The organism is Paenibacillus sp. TC-CSREp1, assembly GCF_050171015.1.
GTDB lineage: Bacteria > Bacillota > Bacilli > Paenibacillales > Paenibacillaceae > Paenibacillus > Paenibacillus silvae.
This window is the reverse complement of the sequence record NZ_JBNOKM010000003.1, coordinates 388,712-407,971: the sequence shown is the minus strand read 5'-3', so window position 1 is coordinate 407,971 and position 19,260 is coordinate 388,712. Positions and strand designations below refer to the sequence as shown.

The window sequence follows — 19,260 nt, the reverse complement described above, 5'->3', positions numbered from 1 at the left end:
GTACAGCCCTCTACATAGTGAACAAAGCTGTCTTCATCTGCAATGATCAATGTACGCTCGAATTGACCCATGTTTTCGGAGTTAATCCGGAAGTATGCTTGCAGAGGCACTTCACATTTTACGCCTTTTGGTACGTAGATGAAGCTTCCTCCAGACCATACTGCGCTGTTCAGGGCAGCAAACTTGTTATCCGCTGGCGGAATAACCGTAGCGAAGTATTCACGCAGAATTTCCGGGTGCTCTCTGAGCGCCGTATCTGTATCCATGAAAATGACGCCTTGGTCTTCCAGTTCCTTTTGCATATTGTGGTATACAACCTCGGATTCATATTGAGCCGATACCCCTGCCAGGAACTTTTGCTCTGCTTCTGGAATACCCAGTTTGTCAAACGTTTCTTTGATTTCGGAAGGAACCTCTTCCCATGTTTTCCCTTGCTTTTCCGAAGGACGAACATAGTATTGAATGTCGTTGAAATCCAGCTCATCAAGATTGCCGCCCCAATTAGGCATTGCCATCTTTTCGAATTGTTTCAAGGATTTCAAACGGAACTCCAGCATCCATTCCGGTTCGTTTTTGATCCGGGAAATTTCAGTTACGACTTCCGCCGTCAGACCTTTACCGGTTTGAAAGATGGATTGATGCTCATCGCGAAAACCATATTTATACTCTTCCATTTCTGGTGCTTTTTTAGCCATCTTGCTCGACCTCCCTATCGTTATTGTACATTGTCCTCTTCGTCAATTCCTTTGCGTAATGCATTCCAGGCCAGAGTGGCACATTTGATGCGTGCAGGGAACTTGTTCACACCGGATAGGGCTTCAAGATCTTCATAATCGTCGAAATCGACTTCTTCCCCTTTCATCAATGAGGAGAAACGGTTAGCCAGCTCGAGTGCCTGTTCAATCGTTTTGCCTTGCACAGCCTCGGTCATCATCGATGCCGAAGACATGCTGATCGAACAGCCTTCCCCCGTATACTTGGCCTCCTGAACGATTCCGTCATTCAGCATCAGCTGCAGTGAAATCCGGTCGCCGCACGTTGGATTGTTTAAATTCACCGTAACGACGTCATTGTCAAACGTTCCGCGGTTACGCGGGTTCTTGTAGTGGTCCATTATAACACGCCGGTACAGATCATCAAGTTGCATCGCCAAAATACTCCTTTGTCTGAATTAAGGCGCTGACAAGCCGATCTACATCTTGTTCGTTGTTGTATAGATAAAAGCTCGCACGAGCCGTTGAACTTACTTCAAGCCAGCGCATAAGCGGCTGACAGCAGTGATGTCCCGCACGAATCGCTATACCGCTCGCATCCAGTACCGTAGCCACATCATGGGGATGAACATCTCCCAGATTAAAAGTAACTACGCCGACATGCCGTTTCGCCGGACCATAAATGCGGAGTCCATCAATCTCTGACAGACGTTCTGTTGCATAAGCGGCAAGCACACCTTCATGGTGAGCAATCTCATCCATGCCGATCTGCTCCAGGAAATCAATAGCAGCACCCAGGCCTACTGCTCCAGCAATAATGGGGGTCCCGCCTTCAAATTTCCAAGGCAGCTCTTTCCAGTTGGAATCGTACAGTCCAACATCATTGATCATCTCACCGCCGAACTCGATCGGTTCCATCGACTCCAGCAGCGCCTTTTTGCCGTAGAGTGCACCGATTCCAGTAGGGCCGCACATTTTGTGACCGGACAGCGCATAGAAATCACAATCCAGATCCTGCACATCGACCTTCATATGCGGTGTGCTTTGTGCACCATCCACAACGATAACGGCACCGTTCCGGTGGGCAATCTCAGCGATTTGTTTAACGGGATGAATGAGCCCCATCACATTGGATACATAAGCAATCGCAACAATTTTTGTTCTGCTTGTGATTGTCTGCTCCACATCAGCCAGTTCAATATGACCGTCTGGCTGAAGCGGAATGTATTTCAATGTAGCCCCTGTCTCCTTGGCGACTTGCTGCCAAGGAATCAGATTGCTATGGTGCTCCATCTGCGTAATAACAATTTCATCGCCTTCTTTGCAGTTGGCACGCGCATAGGACGAAGCCACCAGATTCAGTGCTGTCGTTGTACCACGAGTAAAGATAATCTCCTGCGTGCGGCGTGCATTAATAAACTTTGCCACTTTCTCACGAGCACCCTCGTAAGCATCTGTTGCCCGGCTTCCAAGGGTATGCACACCACGATGCACGTTAGAATTCTCATATTCATAATAATGCTTCACCGCATCAATTACAGCACGAGGCTTCTGCGAAGTTGCGGCGCTATCTAGATATACGAGCGGATGTCCGTTGATTTCCTGGTGGAGGATCGGGAACTGCTCGCGAATGGATGGGTTCATTGTCCCAGCTTCTTCTCAATCAGAGACTGCAATTGGGTACGCAGTGCTTCCAAAGGAATATCCGCCACCACCGGTGCGAGGAAGCCATAAATAATGAGGCGTTCCGCATCCGTACGGTTAATCCCGCGAGACATCAAGTAATGGATCTGCTCCGCATTCACTTGACCCACAGAAGCTGCGTGACCTGCTGTTACATCATCCTCGTCAATCAGGAGGATCGGGTTGGCATCTCCACGCGCTTTAGGACTCAGCATCAGCACTTTCTCTGTTTGCTGTCCGTCGGCTCTTGTAGCACCTTTCTCGATCTTCGTAATACCATTGATAATTGCCGATGCCTCTTCACGCATAACTGCACGTGTGATCATCTGGCTCGGTGTATTTTTACCGAAGTGACGAGCTTCAGTTGTATAGTTAATCTTCTGTGAACCGGAACCGACAGCAATGACTTTGGAGTCGGAACTTGATCCGTTGCCTTTCAGTACACTCATCGTATTGCTTGCTGTATCTCCGTTGTTCATTTCGCCAACGATCCATTCAATGGAGCCGTCGTTTTCCAGAACTGCACGACGGAAGGATACGTCTGTTACGTTCACATTCAACTGATGAACCGTTGCAAAGCGTACTTTCGCGCCCGCTTTAACGAATACTTCCACAACACCGTTATGGAATACCGGTGCGGAAAGTTCGCCAGATACGTAGTTGTCCACGTATGTCACCGAACTGTTCGCTTCAGCAACTACCAGTACGTGAGGTGCAAAAGTTGCAGTAGCATCATCCGTAAGCAGTACAGCCTGCAGCGGAACTTCAATGTTTACATTTTTCGGAACGTACAGGAATACCCCGCCATTCCACAATGCAGCATGCAGCGCAGCGATGGAATGTTCATCGGCTTTTACTGCCGTGTTGAGATATGGTTTAACCAGATCGCTATGCTCACGAACAGCTGTTGCCAGATCCGTAAAGATTACACCTTGGGCTGCCAGATCAGCAGACAATTTGGAGTATACCGCACCAGAGTTGCGCTGGATGACCAGACTGCCTTCTGCTTGATCCTGAACCAGTTCCTTGATGGATGCAGGTACTTCTTCCAGTGAAGAAATAGCGGAACCTGCTTTGTATGTGCCGTACTCGCTGACATTCCAGCGTTCAATTTTTTGCTTTTCCAGTTTGGGAAGCGCCAGCTCGCTCGCAAGCTTCAAGGCTTCGAGCCGCTGCTCAGTCAACCAGCCGGGTTCATTATTGCTTTCCGACAAGGCGCGAAGCGCTTCAGATTCAACCGGAAGAATTGTTTGTGTAGTCATTTATTATCCTCCTCCGTTTTGTCTTTACGCTTCTTGACCTACAGTTTCGTCTGTAATTCCGAGCTCTTCTTTAACCCAGTCATAACCTTCAGCTTCCAGACGGTGAGCCAGTTCAGGACCGCCGGATTTCACGATACGACCTTGCATCATTACGTGTACATAATCCGGAGTAATGTAGTTAAGCAAGCGCTGATAGTGCGTGATGATCAAGAAACCGCGATCTTCGCTCTTCATTGCATTTACGCCGTTTGCTACGATTTTCAGAGCATCGATGTCCAGACCGGAGTCAATCTCATCAAGAATGACGATTTTCGGATCAAGCAGCATCATTTGCAGAATTTCGTTCCGTTTTTTCTCACCGCCGGAGAAGCCTTCGTTCAGGTAACGATGAGCAAACTCAGGATTCATGTCGAGTTCTTTCATTTTAGCTTCCATCTGACGAATGAACTTGATCAGGGAGATCTCGTTGCCTTCGCCGCGACGTGCATTGATCGCACTGCGCAGGAAGTCAGAGTTAGTTACACCCGCAATTTCACTCGGGTACTGCATCGCCAGGAACAGACCTGCGCGTGCGCGCTCATCTACAGCCATATCGAGTACATCTTCACCATCAAGTGTTACTGAACCGTCTGTTACTTCATATTTAGGGTGTCCCATCAGAGCAGAAGCCAAAGTGGATTTACCTGTTCCGTTCGGTCCCATGATCGCGTGGATTTCTCCACCTTTCATCTCCAGGTTAATGCCTTTCAGGATTTCTTTACCTTCAATGGTCGCTTTCAGACCTTCAATGACGAAATTCGTAGTCATGTGTAATGTTTCCCTCCATTTAAAATTGATGTTTGCTGTCGAAAACGAAAAAGCGCCTATTATATCTGAACAGGGCTTCCCCTGACTTTCTCTGTTTCGGTATGCCTTGGGTGAAGCCATTTTCACATGCGCTCCAAAGCATTTCTTCACGCACGCTAAAGCAACAATCACTTTAGAATAATTCTAAACTGATTCTCAATGATTATCAAGTCATTTCCTATCAGTTGTTGTCCTTTTCAGGAAACTTCATTCCTACTGATTCTATAATAAATGCCTGTTTGAATCAAATGAGAAAACAAATTCTGCTCAGCCAGACAGTGATATTTATCACAAAATTCACAGTTTGTTCAGCTTGTTGGCTGTTTATGAAAAAAAGACTTATCCATCTCTGGATAAGTCTCTCTTGCTTAATCATCTAAACTCTCACCTGTTCATCATCTCAAGTTTGATGAGCCAAGCTATTACATTTTGAGCGTTTCGTTTATCTTCCGTACCTGTTTGTCAAAATCCGCAACGTCCAGCACTGGCGTCATCGCGCGCGGCACCGGACCATTCGGAATGGAAATCCATGAACGGCAGCCATTATATTCAGGCAGTACAGCAATTTCCATCGGCTCCTGCAAACGGTACACACGTAAAATCAATACGTGGAGCGGATCTTTCTTTTTCCACTTCAAACGGGCTTCGGCAAAATCCGCTGTCCACATATGATATTCCAGAAGTCGATCCAGCATCTCCTGATCCCGAATCTCCAAATCCTGCGTTACTTCAGCATAAGCTGTAATGCGGATCGTTGAAGCTTCAGGCTCCCATTCGGCCAGCGACTCTTCAACATAGGATTGATCCGGGGACTTGATCAGTTCTTTACGCTGATGCTCATAAGTCGGATACAGGTAAAATGCTGGACTTTTCAACTCAAAATGCTTCGTTTCCTCCACAATACCGCCTTTGCGCATCACTATGATCTGGCGACCATCCTCCAGCGCTTTAATCGCTGAGGCCCATTCCTTCAATGCCGGTATCGCTGCTCCGTCTACCATCCAATTCGTCCTCCCCTGTCACTCTTGACAGCAGTATAGACGGTTAATGCGCTTCTGACAACTTGTTATCCAAGGTAAGCGCGAAGCATCCACATATGTTTCTCCAGATCGGCCTTAAAGCCTGTCAGCATATCGGCAGTTGGCTGATCTTCAGCCGCGTCGGCCAAATCAATACCTTCCTGATATTCGCTGGAAAGTGTTGCGAAGTCTTCAATCAGGTTCTGTACCATTGCGTTCGCATCTTCCTTGCCAGAAGCCTCCTGAATTGAAGCCATTTCCAGATACTCTTTCATGGTGGCTGCCGGGCTGCCTTTCAGTGTGAGCAGGCGCTCAGCAATCTCGTCCATCTGTACGGTAATTTCGTTGTAAAATTCTTCGAACTTCACGTGCAAAGTGAAAAAGTTCGGGCCTTTAACATACCAGTGATAGTTATGGATTTTGACATACAGCACGTTCAGGTTCGCCACCTGACGATTAAGTACTTGTTCTACGGATTTCGCTTGATCTGTTTTGTTTTTTGTAGCCATATTCAATCCCATCCTTTAATTTAAAATTTTAGTCTGTCCGCTAACATGTCAGTGTTGCTGCAAGCAAGACAGAGAGTTAATGATCATGATTCGCCTGATTGGCGAAAGTGCATTCTGGCGCGGTTTTTCTGAACTGCCCGGCCTATTTGTTTTTACCCGTAGACCTGATCTTCGAATCACAGCATACCTGAGTTGTCTCAAAAAAAAGTTCAAAAACGAGACTATATCCGATATACTGTCATAAACCAAGCAAAGAAGTGGGTTTTCCTGTTGCTTGAAGCAGCGTTTTCTGTTTCTTGAGCAGAGCTTCCTCTTTCTTCATATATACGGAGGTGTCACCTGTGACTGAATATCATCCTTTAACTCCCCATGAAGCGATCGAACTGGCCAAAACCTTACCGGGCCCGTTTACGGCAGATGCGAATCTGGAATGTCGTGAGATTGGTGACGGCAATCTGAATCTCGTTTTCCACATTACGGACCAGAACTCCGATAAAAGTATCATTATCAAACAGGCGCTTCCTTATGCGAAAGTGGTTGGAGAATCATGGCCGCTATCGCTTGTACGTGCCCGGATTGAACGTGAAATTTTACAAGAGGAATACCGCCTGTGCCCGGGCATGGTGCCTGAAGTGTATCATTACGATGACGATCTCGCCCTGACGGTTATGGAGGATCTGAGTGATCACGTTATTATGCGTAAGGGCCTGATTGACGGAGCCTCCTATCCCCTTTTTGCGGGGCATATCGGAGAGTTCATGGCAAGAACATTGTTTTTCACTTCAGACCTTGGTATGAATCAGCAGCAGAAGAAAGAACAGCAGGGACGATTCGTTAATCCTGACCAATGTAAAATTACGGAAGACCTGATCTTTGATGAGCCGTATCGGATTGCACAAAATAATAACTATGACGCTGCGATTGAAGATGAAGCCGAAGCGCTGCGTACAGACGAAGAGCTGCATCTGGAAATCGCCCTGCTGCGTGAGAAGTTCCTGACCCATGGACAAGCATTGCTGCACGGTGACCTGCATACAGGTAGTATTTTTGTCACACCCGAGTCAACCAAAGTAATTGATCCCGAGTTTGCTTTCTATGGCCCGATGGGCTTTGACGTAGGTGCCGTGCTGGCGAACCTGCTGCTTCATTATGTTTCACTGTCAGGTCGCATTCAGGTGCCATCAGCAAGAGAACAGCGTGAGACAGAGATTTTAAACATGGTGCATGACGTCTGGGCCGAGTTCGAGGCTCGTTTCCGCGCGTTGTGGGCTTCCGATCTCGTTGACCCGATGGCTAAAACGCCAGGATATCAACATCTGTATGTGCAGCAGCTATTTCGAGATACGATTGGTTTTGCCGGAGCTAAAATGGTACGTCGTATCGTGGGACTTGCCCACGTCGCTGACATTGACACGATTACAGACACTGCGGAACGTGAGCGTGCACAGCGCAAAGCATTGGCGGTCGGAAAAGCGCTGCTCAAGAAGCATCGCCAAGTGAACACCATTGGTGAAGTGCTGGACCTGGTATCTTCTGCCCTCACTGCAGTTAAAGCCTAATATTATGAACGGAGGAACATCTATGACAACCCCTGAACATCAGCCTCTGTCTTCGCTCAATTGGAAAAAGGACAAGCTCGAAATGCTCGATCAGCGTCTGCTGCCCGAAACGATTCTAATGCTGAAACTGTACACTCCTGAGGAAGTATGGGAATCCATTCATTCCATGAAAGTGCGCGGTGCACCTGCCATTGGCATTGCGGCAGCATTTGGCGTCGTGCTCGGAGCCAAAGCTTATGATGGCATCACCATTCAAGGTTGGCTCGATCATGTCAAGTCCGTCTGCGCACACCTCGCGACATCCCGTCCAACAGCGGTTAATTTGTTCTGGGCGCTGGATCGCATGATGCAAAAGGCGAATCAAGCGGCAGAAGCGGGCCTGAATCTGGCAGAAAGCACAGATGCGCTTGAAGTGGAGGCACTGCTCATTCAGAAGGAAGACGAGGAAGTGTGCCGCATGATCGGAGAGCATGCCCTGCCCCTGTTTGCAGACGGTATGGGTGTACTGACTCACTGTAACGCAGGCGGATTGGCTACGGCCAAATACGGGACAGCGACCGCCCCGATGTATCTCGCTCAGGAGCGAGGCATTCATCTCAAGGTGTTTGCTGACGAGACGCGCCCTGTACTGCAAGGCGCTCGCCTGACAGCGTTTGAGCTGCAGCAAGCCGGCATTGATGTTACTTTGCTTTGTGACAACATGGCAGGTATGGTCATGTCCAAAGGCTGGGTGCAAGCGGTCATCGTGGGTACGGATCGCGTAGCAGCCAACGGTGATGTAGCCAACAAAATTGGTACGTATAGTCTGGCTGTGCTTGCCAAAGCACACAACATTCCATTCTATGTCGCAAGTCCGCTGTCCACCATTGACTTGTCCACTGCATCTGGTGATCTGATTCCCATTGAGGAGCGTGCCGCTGAGGAAGTCACCGAAGGATTCGGAAAGCGTACTGCACCGAAGGGTGTTAAAGTCTACAATCCGGCCTTTGATGTTACGCCGAATGAGTATGTTACAGCCATTATTACGGAAAAAGGCATCGTTCGTGCACCTTTTCAGGAGAACCTGGCTGCCTTGTTTGCTGAGAATAAGTAGTTAGTTTCGCACGGTGTGCATCTCCTGGCGCGTGGTGTAATGAGCTTGGCACATCAAGATGCCCAGCCGTGCGGCCAGGCCTAAATACGTCCAGCAATGATTGGACGCTTATCATTGTAGAAAGGCAAAGAAGGAATTCATCCGACTTTGTCCAGGCTGTCGAGAATATCTCGGCAGCTTTTTTTGCAGTGACGGTAGTTATATTACTGGGCAGGTGAAGCAATGTGATGTGGGCTGATATAGTGCAGCGTGTGATGTGAGGTGTATGTGGTGTGTGATGGGCGGTGTGCGGTATGTAGTTTGCGCGGTGTGTAGTGTGGTGGAGTGGTGTGCGATGTGTCGGGTGTGTTGTGCGGTCTTCAATGTGTGGTGTGGGGGGTGCCGTGCGCAATGTTTGGTCAGGTGGAATAATGATTAGTCGTAAGTTAAAGGTGAGATATGATGAGAGGATACGTTTGAGAATTTGTTGGGTTTTCGGTGTTGGACAACATGGTGCTGAACGCTAACGAATCGAGATGACGCTATTTGATGTATTTCCGCCCTTATGAAAACGTAACGATTCCGAGAAACGCTATTTTAGTCTTTCTGTTATAAAATCCTTCAAAATACCCTATTCCGAAGGAAATAGCGTCACTGGGAATCGTTACGTTTATTAAACCTGTAATTTCACCGAAATAAGGTTTGTGAGAATCGTTAAAATTCAGAATCAACAATCTGCCATTGGTTGGCTCACGGCCGAAATGCGATGCGTTGAAGGTCCCTTCTTCTTCGTTTTACATTTTCCAAGCACATATCTTGCAGTGAGGTCCCAAGCCACACGCACATCAGCAGCAGCATACCTTAAAAAAACTATACCAGAAACAGCCTCATAAAGGCTGCTCCTGATCAGACCATTTACGTCACATCATTACATCACATCATTTTCAACAATGCTTCTACACCTGTCATGCCTACTGTAATCCCCATGGCCTCCGCCTCAGTCGTCACCGATTCCATCGGTGCATTCAGCAGCTGCTCTAACGTTCTAACACCCACAGCCCTCGCGGCCACGATCTTGCGATCCCCCAACTTTTCATTCAACAACCCCACATCAAGCGCTCCGCACATAATGTATCCTTTGGATGTATTAATTGTTAACAGTGTCGTTTTGGGAAGTTTGACTTCTACTCCCACGAGCACATGGTCTCCCACTACGATCGGTTCCATTGTCACCATAATCTCCCGATCCACCTCCTCTTCCACAGATCACGATAAGTGTATGCCTTTTGGCGGATCGCCGTGTGGACACCAGCCGTGAAAAAAGAAAAAGTGTATCGATTTCCTCTGCAATAAGTTTTTATCACAGAGAGATTGGTGTGCATAATTGGGCTGTCTTATTTGCAGTTATGCAAATTTTATGGGAGTAGAAAAGAAATAGCTAAGGAGAAAGAGAAGAAGAAGCGAAAAATAGGCAAACAAATAGAGGGCACAGTTGCCCTCTATTCCCAACATTTTATCGGCTTCATTAATAGTAGAATTTTATAAAATATAGAAATACGCCTGATTTCCAGGCTCTTTTACAATTAATGTCACGACTCGATCACTCGCATTCCGTTTACGAATGCTCGCAACGGAATTCAATCCCTCATCAGCAACTACTCTTGGTTGGATCCACGTATACAGGTCAGGTTTAGAAACGATCATCTCAGTATGCAAATCCGTAATCTGCCTAACATCAACCATGGACCGCAAATCATTCCATGCTCGAACCTGAACGAAGCCCTCCAAGTATGCTCTTTCCTTGACACCGATATGTGCTTTCAGATCATTCGAATATTTAACTTCCAAGCTTGAAATAACATCGGGTCTGGATACAGTCAAATGAGAAATCATATCCTCGACGAAAGGAATCTCTATAATACCGCGCTTTTCATCTTCATCCGTTACTCTGGTCCAGAACACACCGCCAAGATCAGGCCTACTAACTGAAAATTCAGAAGTTATTGAAGTCTCAGCGTCACATCTAACTGTTACCACAGAATTTAAAGGTTCTCTTGCCTGGATGTAATTAGAGACTTCCAGAAAGGCTGGTAAATCAGGATGAGATACGGCAAGTTCCGCCACTTTCTCATCATCGGTGCTCCGCCTAACTGCTAATTCACCAGCCCTCTGTGTCTCTGTACTTATCGAGACTGTGATGATGGCTGGAACTTCAGGCTTGGAGACATAAATGGACGCCTCTCTCTCACTCACCGTGCTTTCAACTACCGAAAGGATTGCATCCAACCTTGCTACTGTTCGATTAGCTATGCCCATATATGAGTTTAGATCTGGACGATTCACAGCTATAACAGCAGGTACATCATGATGCATATGATCTTCATAGCGATGTATGTATAAGTTAGATTGAAGCCAAGCGAAACCAATATCACTGTGCACAAATAACGTCGTTTTGAGTTCCTTACGTCCTACTCCATAGACAAAAAGTCCACTTTCTTTTTCTGTACGTCCAATGGAATAAATCTGCGAAGTAATATATTTGATCTGTAATACAGGTGGCTTGGCAGACTCACGGGTGTTGAAATAGATTGGAAATGAATCGTTAGACTGGATAATCATGCCGATGTTCTGGAGTTCACCGTTTCTCAACATCTTCAATGTATCCATCATATCAAATTCAACATAGCGCTCATTCGCATTGATTCGATAGCTTGAAGTCAACTGTTGAATGGAATGAGGCCTGTTGGCATGTGTGATTCCATATTCCCTCCACAAGGTATTAGGCTGATGCAGCTCAATAGATGCACCTGGCGTGATCGTTCCTGTGTAATATAATTTTAGCTTGGCTTCTTCCAGGTACATCAGGTTAGGTATCCGTGTGTCTATATCTCCGAAATGGATAAAGGATTCGAATTGCTCCAATTCATCCCGGCCTATCATCATACGCTGTGTATCACCAAAATTGATTGTCTGTAAGCGGAGCTGACTACGAGTGGTCGCATCTGCAACAGGTTGCAGGTTCACCGTGATGCGCGGGGCCTCCAAAAGCTCATATTTGCCCTGTGCACGATTATGCTCTCTTACATAAAATGCACTTGCCAGATCACTTATCGGTGATGCTTGAATAGATGCATGTAGCTCTGATTGCATTGCATATACAACAGATAATGAACTGCTCATATCCTTGGATTGCTCTACACGAGCAGAAACACGGGAAAATCTCTCACTATTTTTCCTTATAGCAGATGTCAATGTTGAGGGCAAATCTGTGTCTATCTGATTATATAAAACATACTTCGCTCTAAAGCGATTCTCCGGACTCTTAATATGTACATAGCTGTTTAATGACGTCTCCCCGTTGTTAATTTCACTCACTTCCTGTCTCATTGTATTGAGAGCTACACTCGGTCAGCCTTGACCTTCATCTCAAAAATTCCGTTTGGATCTGGCTTGGCATGAATATCGGTTGCAATTCGAATAAAGAAATCAACACTCCCTTCCGGTTCCATCAACCCGTATGTCAGATAATCAATCGGCAGAAATGGATCAGCCTGTCTGGATAATTGAACCTCCACTCCACTCGTCTGGAATTTCTTATCCATCTCGAGATAAACGTGGTCGACAGTGTAACCAAGCTGATTGATCAGCTTCACCTTCTTCGTTAATGTCGTTTGTCCAGCAATAAGGACTCCATAATCAAGCTGTTTCAGGATGCCGCCAAACGTATCCGAAAGGAAGTCGCCAGATTCGTCCATAAACATGAGTCCTGAGTAAGTTCCAATAAATTTAGATTCCCAGATATCTACAGTACCCCAATAATCCTGAAACTCTACTCTTATTGTGTTTTCCTTACCGAAGAGGACTTTCTGTTCATCGATGTTGATCTCAATATTAAAAGGCGAAAGCAGTAAACGTGTAAACTGTCCATCTGCTGGGTAATACGATTGACCATTTAAGAGCACCCGGTATCTCACTTTACCCTTGTCTGCATCATCCAGTACACCTTGCAGTTTATTTCCAGAAAAGGTCAGGTTTATTGTAGCGGTCCTATTCAAAATTTGTAGTGCCATCTGCTGCACTTCCGCCGTATGACGAGGAGCATCCACAACCATCTTCATCTGATCCAAAGCGTAGCTGTTTTCATAATGCTCACTATTATCTAAGTAATACGCAACCCGATTTAGCCCTGTCAGGTCTTGTTCAGGAATGGTATTTAACGTTTCAACAATCATGCCTTTTCTTTTGAACAAGGTTGTGTTCTGAATGTCCAGACTTACCCACTTATCAAAACGATATGTCTTCCACGTCAGACCAGAGTCGAACGAAGCAGCGAGTCTTAACGTTCCTTCGGTGCGACTGTCATTGATTTTGGCAGCCACCAGCTTTTTTAAATCGCCATATAATTCAAAATCAGTTGGCTGTACAATAATCTGCTCGAAAGGCAGCGCATCATAAGATAGTACCAGTTCTCTATTACCCTTAATAACATCCTCATCATCTGTCCATGTTACCACGTCAAAATCTCCCTCAAGTTCATCCAATGGGGAGTAGTTCGCTGTAATGTTCAATTCTGCCGTTGTTTTCTCTGGATCGTCAGTGTAATAAAAAACGTCCACACTGTCTCCTAACTCGTCATAAAGTGTAAACGGTTCGGTTTCAATCGTGATTGTAGATTCCGTTTGATTCGGATCGTCTGTGTATTCTATAATTTTGATTTCTTTGTCCTCCCACTCTTGTGCGAGGGTAAAAGGTTCGGTTTCGACGTTGAAGGATACCTCTGTTTTGTTGGGATCATCTGTGTAAAAATGAAATTCAACTTCTCCTCCAAGAGATTTCCATGCTGATAATGGAATTTCTGGTATTTTCTCTTTAAGAATTCCTTGGTTTATAAACATAGTTTCGGTAGGATACGCTAAACCAAGATCAATCCAACCATTCATGTATGACTTATAACCTAGATTGTCACTTACAATTAAACGATTCTTGATGACGGTTACCATCACACTGAAGATTTTACCTGTTCCATTATTAGTATTGTTGTTAGCAATTAGCTCGTAGTTAATATTATCGTAACTAATGAAAACACTATATGCTTTACCATAGGTTGTATTCACCCAATCCACGAATTCCAAGGAGAATGTGCCTTCAATAACAAATTTGAAAATATAATATGCTTTGGATGCTGTACCGTTATAGTAAGGTGCTCCGGTTCTGTTATCACCATTAAAAACTTCATTAATACCTTCTGTACGAGCGTTCATGTTATGACTGACAAGATTATCATCTTTATTTATAGCTACATAAGATCCATTTTGTTTAAGTCGCATCCATAAAAACATCCCAATACTCTCTGCATTATTCGCTTGCGTTTTAATATATACTATTGCCACGGCTTCTTCTCCTTTCTTAATCTCACATCAAACGATCATTTAACGTAGCTATGTGATAGATGCTTTCTTGATTGGTATTTTCGATGTGTTTATTTTTTGCTTAAATACTTTGCCTGAACCAAGCTGAAAATTATTCTTGACCAACAATCTTTTTTCTGAAAATTCATCATTCAATTCAATGACCATTCCTTTGTTCATGCCATTTATAATGAAATCTCTCTCTGTATTTTGCACATATGATACATATTTATTAGATTCATACATACCAAAATCACCAATTGATAAGAAGTCTCCAGCACCTTGATTCGCAGTGACATTGATCTTGTACTTCTTATAAGCAATCTTATTTATAAATACATAGAAACGTGACTCTTCTGTGCCAAAGTTAGGTTCATTTACTCTAGAATCAAGAATGATCCATTTTGCGCCATCCCATCCCTCAAAAGTCCAATTCTTCGGGAGTCTGTTAGCTGGAGTTGTACCAGATTTTATAGAATATCCTGTTATGGTTATAACAGAAGGAAACTCATAACTAAGCCAACCTACTAAAACTCCGCTTGCAGTAACCCATCCATTCTGATCTACAATTTTATCGAAAGCTTTCCATGGGTAAAAAGTAGAATATGTTGAACTGGCTTCAGCTATACCCGATGGAGAAGTGTTGCTTGTCATAGCAGGAATAGCATTATCTTTGTGTATATTTTTGATACTATAGTGTCCATCTTCAGATGAAATTAAAAATTTAGAAAACTTTTCATACATTTCAAACTCACTTATTGATAGATAGGTGTTACCATTGTTTTCAGTAACATTAATTCTATACTTTTTATAAAAGGCTCTCTGATTTAAATCATATTGCCTTGCTACTCCAACTGACCATGCCGTTTGATTTATCTGTGTATCTAAAACAGTCCAATTTGTTCCATCATTCGATCCTTCAAATGTCCACTTCTTAGGAGCTTGAGTTAAAGCGGCGCTGTTTGGTAATAAAGAGTATCTGCTTACTGTGGTTATCTGTGTAAACTCATAAGCTAACCAACCTGTTTGCCCTGTGGATGCCCAAGGAAAAGAATCATCGACTTTATCTAATGCTTTCCAAGCAGAATAACTATTTGGTGATATTACTAACTGGCTACTGGCACTAACTGTACCTAACGGAGCCGTATTGCTTGTCATTTTAGGTGTTATTGCTATAAATTGCTCCATTTAATCATCTCCTATCAAAACAAATAGAACACACCATATAGATGTGTTCTGCATTATCCTAATTTAATTTTATCTACCCTTCGTTTTGACATATCAACTGTGTGTTCGAATGTTTTCCCTGAACCTAATACAACTTTTATTTTTTCCATAGACACCTTTTTTCCGTAGAGACTGTTTAACTTAATTTGATCTACTCCATATTTAATGAAAGTTTCTTCATCGCTACTAGGCAAGGAGTAAACGAATCCTTTGATGTACTCATACATTTCAAGCTTACCAATAGCTAAGTATGTTCCTGAATGTATGACTGTAACTGACAAACGATAGTAGAGATATGATGTTTCATTTTTGAAGTTAAAGTTTCTTGACTCCACACTTGTCCACGCTGGATTATTCTCTATTCGATCTAACACTACCCAATTCACCCCATCAGTTGATCCTTCGAATGTCCAAGATTTAGGAGTATTGTCATAGACATTTCCATTGTTTCGGTTGGTTATAGCGTATTTAGAAATAACCTTTGGAATATTAAACTTGTATTGCAACCATCCAGTCGTTTGACCATTCGCTGTTACCCAACAATCCCCTGCACCTGTATTGGTTTGATTAAATGCAAAATAAGGATAGTAAGTGGTTGCAGTATATTGTGAACTTGCACTAACTTCTCCCGAAGGAGCAGTGTTAGAAGTCATTGGAGGAATGGCAATTTCAGTTGAGAAAATGTCTTGTGAAACTGAATAGGCTCTACCACCAGAAGAAAGTAAGATTTTACTGAGATAATCATATTCCATCATTTCTAGTTCATTTATCGCGAATGCGGTGGTTGATCCATTATTACTGATGCAATAAATTCTATAGTATTGAAATTTAATGTTATTATTAAAGGTGAAAACTCTCTTTTCTGCAACGCCCCAATTTGTAATATTATCCCTTTCGTCAATCTTTGTCCAAATCAAACCATCATTTGATGCTTCAAATCTCCACTTTTTTGGAGACTGAAGTAAATCACTTGATGTTGTTGAATTTCTGGAAGTAATAGTATATTGAGAAATTGCTATTGGATAGGCGAAGTGATAACATAACCATTGGTCAATTGTTGTACCACTTGATGCCCAACCTTGGTCGTTCGTTTGATTAAATGCGTACCAAGAGTCATATGCACTTGAGTAAATACTACTTGCACTCACTACTCCTGATGGTGCAGTATTGGACGTCATTTTAGGGATAACGTTTGACACTTTTACGGGCATAACTATCCATCTCCTTAAAAACATTATTTTACATAAAAGTTATTAATATCAATATATTTCTTTAAGCTCACTGTTGACTTAAAAACTTTACCTGAACCTAAATCACCTGTATTGGTCATAACTTGAACGATATCCATTGATTTTCTATCAAGGATAGATAAATCGCCCATTCCTTCATTAATAAAAGTGTTTTCTGGAGGTGAAGTTGTTGATACTGTACTCCATCCTGAAGTTGATATAATTTTTATTTCAAACAATCTCAATTCTGCGAAACATGTAAAACTCCCCCAACCATTATTTTCAGATATGTTTAATCTATAATGAACAAAATTCGATATATATTTTCTCTCTAACTCAAAGTTCTTTGTCTCATTTATATTCCATCCTGTGACATTGACTCTTGTATCTAGTACAACCCAATTATCTCCATCATTAGAGCCTTCAAAAGTCCAAGTTTTAGGTGCTGAATCTATAGAATGAGCACCAGATTCTGCAGAGTTTCTTGATGTTATTGCATATTTATAAATATTTATTGGATTTGTAAATTTATAAGCTAACCAACCTGAAACTTTACCATTTTCAGTTGCCCAACCGTCTGATCCATCTGATGATGTTCCGTTAAATGCTTTCCATGGTTCATATGTTGATACACCAACATACATGCTACTTGCACTAGCTACACCTGATGGTGAAGTGTTAGATGTCATATTTGGAATAGCATTATTATTTGATGATTTAATATATTCATTAAGTGAATATTTATCATAATTTCCTTCATACTTAATTAGCGATCTATACATAGGAAGGATAGTAACCTCCATGACTGGTCTGAATCCTGTGGCAGTTGCCGCCGCTACATAGGCTGATGGATTATACCCACTTGCACCAGCATCGCCATTAGCACCTCGACCCGTTCTATTGCTTGATCCAGCGACATTGGTCGTTGAAGTCCAAGAAGCACCGCCATTATAATTCCACACATTGTTATCTCCAGCAGTAACTTTTCCGTCTAGAGTAGAGTTTACAATGTATTGATCCCACTCGTTATCTTTGTCGCTAGAATTAATACCACCAGTAGGGAGCCGAAGAGTTAATAAATCAACACTTGGCATTGAATTCTCTTCGATCAATTGGAACATGTCAACTGCCATTGTTCGAACGTATGCTCCACCATAATTCGCAGTGTATACTAGGCGATATGTATTATAATTAGCTTTATTCGTGCACACATACTCCCGATATTCCCCTGTTGACCATGCTGGTTGATTGGTTCTTGTATCTAACACAGTCCAATTCGTTCCGTCATTAGATCCTTCGAATCTCCAACTCTTAGCGCAATCCGTACTTGCATTAGAATTCGGCCCTTTGATTCCATATTTATTAATAACTGTTGGATGTGAGAATGTATAGCTGATCCAGGCTCCGTTCCACTTTCCACTCTGCATGAGCCATCCTGCATCAGTGGTATTTTTATCAAATGCTTTCCATGCATCCAAGGATGCACTGTAAATTGTGCTTGCCGCCGCTACACCTTGGGGACTTGTATTGGATGTCATTGCTGGAATCATGCTCGAATAGTATCCACTCTTTGGAAGTTGAACTCCACTACCAGAAGCAACACCGCTTGCATTTATCGCATCCCAACTAATACTATGCTGAATGTTTCGATCTGCAATAAGTTTCAATCGACCAGCATGATCTTTGTCTACGCAAATAAAATACAAGTCTCCACCTGCACCAGCAGAAGTTGTAATAAATGGTGCTGTCTCTTGACCAAAGAACGCAAAATTCCCCACCACTCCATTATTTGTAGAGTAGTAACAGCGAATCCGCTTTCCAATAGTAAGATCTATGGGATTAGTTACTTCATCAGGATGAAATAAGCGACCATCCGAGTCGATGTCAATAGCATCATTTTGAATTCTATAGACTCCGTTTGATCCTGAAAGAATTTCTACAGTATGGACTTTGAGTTCGAGACCCAACTTCTCATATAACAACATCTGACGATTAGGCACTGTACTGGAAGAGTTAGAGTCCTTCTTAGAAAACGTTTCTTGAACACCGTCTATAATAATTTTTGCTTCATCAGAATAAAAGTCATTCTTATAAAAACTAGCTTGAATGAGCCTTAGTTTAGTTCCATAGAAGTTAAACTTTATGGAGTGCCCCCCTATGCTATCTTTAGTGTAACTATCAGTCTTGTTATAATTATTAGCGGAAGTATTAGACTCATGAATCCAGCTTGACCCAGTATATTTAAAGCCAGAATCAGTATTATCATATCTCTTCCATCCTGTATCTGGTGTAGTCAATACAGTTCCGATTGTTCTGGTAAGGTATCCATCCTCATCAACGTCAACTGCATCAAGAATAAGTACCTTTGTATCCATAGCTTTAATTTGGACAACATGATTTCCTTTAGTTAGTCCAGACTTCTCAAAAACAAGTGCTTTCGTTCTTGAAGTTGTCGAGTCTTCGTTAATGGTTCCTACAACAGCACCATCAATTATCACCTGTGCTGTTGTTGTTCTACCACTATACAATCCACCGATAATGCGAAGCTTTGTGCCAAAAAAGGTGAAGCTCATAACGGAACCAATTGTAGAGGTATATTTTGCGCTCCCTCCAAAGTTACCAGCCAGAGTTTCTGTTGACCAAGTTCCTGTATAGACAATTACTGGGTCAATGTCATCATACCTTCTCCAATCACTTTCTGGCGCTGTTAATTGATCTCCTATTGTTGCCATC

General features: G+C 43.3%; 15 protein-coding genes. 2 read left to right on the top strand and 13 right to left on the bottom strand.

Going from position 1 to position 19,260, the window contains the following annotated elements:
• From sufB to ACQSGY_RS06625, 7 genes are all read right to left on the bottom strand, one after another.
• Window positions 1-695 (bottom strand): Fe-S cluster assembly protein SufB (sufB, locus tag ACQSGY_RS06655; protein ID WP_427051192.1); only part of this gene is annotated, 695 nt, incomplete at its 3' end.
• Window positions 696-715: 20 nt separating this feature from the next.
• On the bottom strand, window positions 716-1,147 hold the full coding sequence (sufU, locus tag ACQSGY_RS06650) for a Fe-S cluster assembly sulfur transfer protein SufU (protein WP_426334420.1): 432 nt from the start codon (window positions 1,145-1,147) through the stop codon (window positions 716-718).
• Entirely contained in the window at window positions 1,137-2,357 is a 1,221-nt protein-coding gene (locus tag ACQSGY_RS06645; protein WP_427051191.1) for a cysteine desulfurase, read from the bottom strand. Before ACQSGY_RS06645 ends, sufU begins: the two co-directional genes overlap by 11 nt.
• On the bottom strand, window positions 2,354-3,658 hold the full coding sequence (sufD, locus tag ACQSGY_RS06640) for a Fe-S cluster assembly protein SufD (protein WP_184179502.1): 1,305 nt from the start codon (window positions 3,656-3,658) through the stop codon (window positions 2,354-2,356). Before sufD ends, ACQSGY_RS06645 begins: the two co-directional genes overlap by 4 nt.
• Before the next feature lie 24 nt (window positions 3,659-3,682).
• Window positions 3,683-4,465: a Fe-S cluster assembly ATPase SufC gene (gene sufC / locus ACQSGY_RS06635; protein ID WP_145403029.1), complete on the bottom strand. Its 783-nt coding sequence runs from the start codon at window positions 4,463-4,465 to the stop codon at window positions 3,683-3,685.
• Between the two features lie 461 nt (window positions 4,466-4,926).
• Window positions 4,927-5,505 (bottom strand): DUF1802 family protein, encoded by a 579-nt coding sequence (locus ACQSGY_RS06630; protein WP_427051190.1) that lies wholly within the window; start codon window positions 5,503-5,505, stop codon window positions 4,927-4,929.
• Window positions 5,506-5,570: 65 nt separating this feature from the next.
• Window positions 5,571-6,032, bottom strand: a complete 462-nt coding sequence (locus ACQSGY_RS06625) for a Dps family protein (protein ID WP_111271519.1) — start codon at window positions 6,030-6,032, stop codon at window positions 5,571-5,573.
• A gap of 341 nt (window positions 6,033-6,373) precedes the next feature.
• Between ACQSGY_RS06625 and mtnK the strand changes: the two genes are divergently transcribed.
• Both mtnK and mtnA read left to right on the top strand, forming a co-directional pair.
• Window positions 6,374-7,591: an S-methyl-5-thioribose kinase gene (mtnK, locus tag ACQSGY_RS06620; protein WP_427051189.1), complete on the top strand. Its 1,218-nt coding sequence runs from the start codon at window positions 6,374-6,376 to the stop codon at window positions 7,589-7,591.
• A gap of 4 nt (window positions 7,592-7,595) precedes the next feature.
• Entirely contained in the window at window positions 7,596-8,684 is a 1,089-nt protein-coding gene (gene mtnA, locus ACQSGY_RS06615) for an S-methyl-5-thioribose-1-phosphate isomerase (protein WP_427051187.1), read from the top strand.
• 912 nt (window positions 8,685-9,596) lie between these two features.
• Here mtnA and ACQSGY_RS06610 read toward each other — a convergent pair.
• The 6 genes from ACQSGY_RS06610 to ACQSGY_RS06585 form a co-directional block, all read right to left on the bottom strand.
• Window positions 9,597-9,899, bottom strand: coding sequence for a YunC family protein (locus tag ACQSGY_RS06610; RefSeq protein ID WP_427051186.1), 303 nt, complete (start codon window positions 9,897-9,899; stop codon window positions 9,597-9,599).
• 303 nt (window positions 9,900-10,202) lie between these two features.
• Complete coding sequence (locus ACQSGY_RS06605) at window positions 10,203-12,038, bottom strand: DUF7594 domain-containing protein (protein WP_427051185.1); 1,836 nt, start codon at window positions 12,036-12,038, stop codon at window positions 10,203-10,205.
• Window positions 12,039-12,061: 23 nt separating this feature from the next.
• Window positions 12,062-14,053 carry a hypothetical protein gene (locus tag ACQSGY_RS06600; RefSeq protein WP_427051184.1) on the bottom strand — a complete coding sequence of 664 codons (1,992 nt, stop codon included), beginning with the start codon at window positions 14,051-14,053 and terminating at the stop codon, window positions 12,062-12,064.
• 48 nt (window positions 14,054-14,101) lie between these two features.
• A complete protein-coding gene (locus tag ACQSGY_RS06595) occupies window positions 14,102-15,259 on the bottom strand; it encodes a discoidin domain-containing protein (protein ID WP_427051183.1) in 1,158 nt (385 codons plus the stop codon).
• Between the two features lie 53 nt (window positions 15,260-15,312).
• The gene (locus tag ACQSGY_RS06590) at window positions 15,313-16,509 is read right to left on the bottom strand and encodes a discoidin domain-containing protein (protein ID WP_427051182.1); all 1,197 of its coding nucleotides are present in this window, start codon (window positions 16,507-16,509) and stop codon (window positions 15,313-15,315) included.
• Between the two features lie 23 nt (window positions 16,510-16,532).
• Window positions 16,533-19,259 (bottom strand): discoidin domain-containing protein, encoded by a 2,727-nt coding sequence (locus tag ACQSGY_RS06585; protein WP_427051181.1) that lies wholly within the window; start codon window positions 19,257-19,259, stop codon window positions 16,533-16,535.
• Window position 19,260: the final 1 nt, after the last annotated feature.

Coding starts and splice junctions, on each gene's coding strand:
- ACQSGY_RS06585 (WP_427051181.1), bottom strand. CDS start 19,259: ATGGCAACAATAGGAGATCAATTAACAGCGCCAGAAAGTGATTGGAGA.
- ACQSGY_RS06595 (WP_427051183.1), bottom strand. CDS start 15,259: ATGGAGCAATTTATAGCAATAACACCTAAAATGACAAGCAATACGGCT.
- ACQSGY_RS06590 (WP_427051182.1), bottom strand. CDS start 16,509: ATGCCCGTAAAAGTGTCAAACGTTATCCCTAAAATGACGTCCAATACT.
- sufU (WP_426334420.1), bottom strand. CDS start 1,147: ATGCAACTTGATGATCTGTACCGGCGTGTTATAATGGACCACTACAAG.
- ACQSGY_RS06645 (WP_427051191.1), bottom strand. CDS start 2,357: ATGAACCCATCCATTCGCGAGCAGTTCCCGATCCTCCACCAGGAAATC.
- ACQSGY_RS06625 (WP_111271519.1), bottom strand. CDS start 6,032: ATGGCTACAAAAAACAAAACAGATCAAGCGAAATCCGTAGAACAAGTA.
- sufC (WP_145403029.1), bottom strand. CDS start 4,465: ATGACTACGAATTTCGTCATTGAAGGTCTGAAAGCGACCATTGAAGGT.
- ACQSGY_RS06610 (WP_427051186.1), bottom strand. CDS start 9,899: ATGGTGACAATGGAACCGATCGTAGTGGGAGACCATGTGCTCGTGGGA.
- ACQSGY_RS06630 (WP_427051190.1), bottom strand. CDS start 5,505: ATGGTAGACGGAGCAGCGATACCGGCATTGAAGGAATGGGCCTCAGCG.
- sufD (WP_184179502.1), bottom strand. CDS start 3,658: ATGACTACACAAACAATTCTTCCGGTTGAATCTGAAGCGCTTCGCGCC.
- mtnA (WP_427051187.1), top strand. CDS start 7,596: ATGAACGGAGGAACATCTATGACAACCCCTGAACATCAGCCTCTGTCT.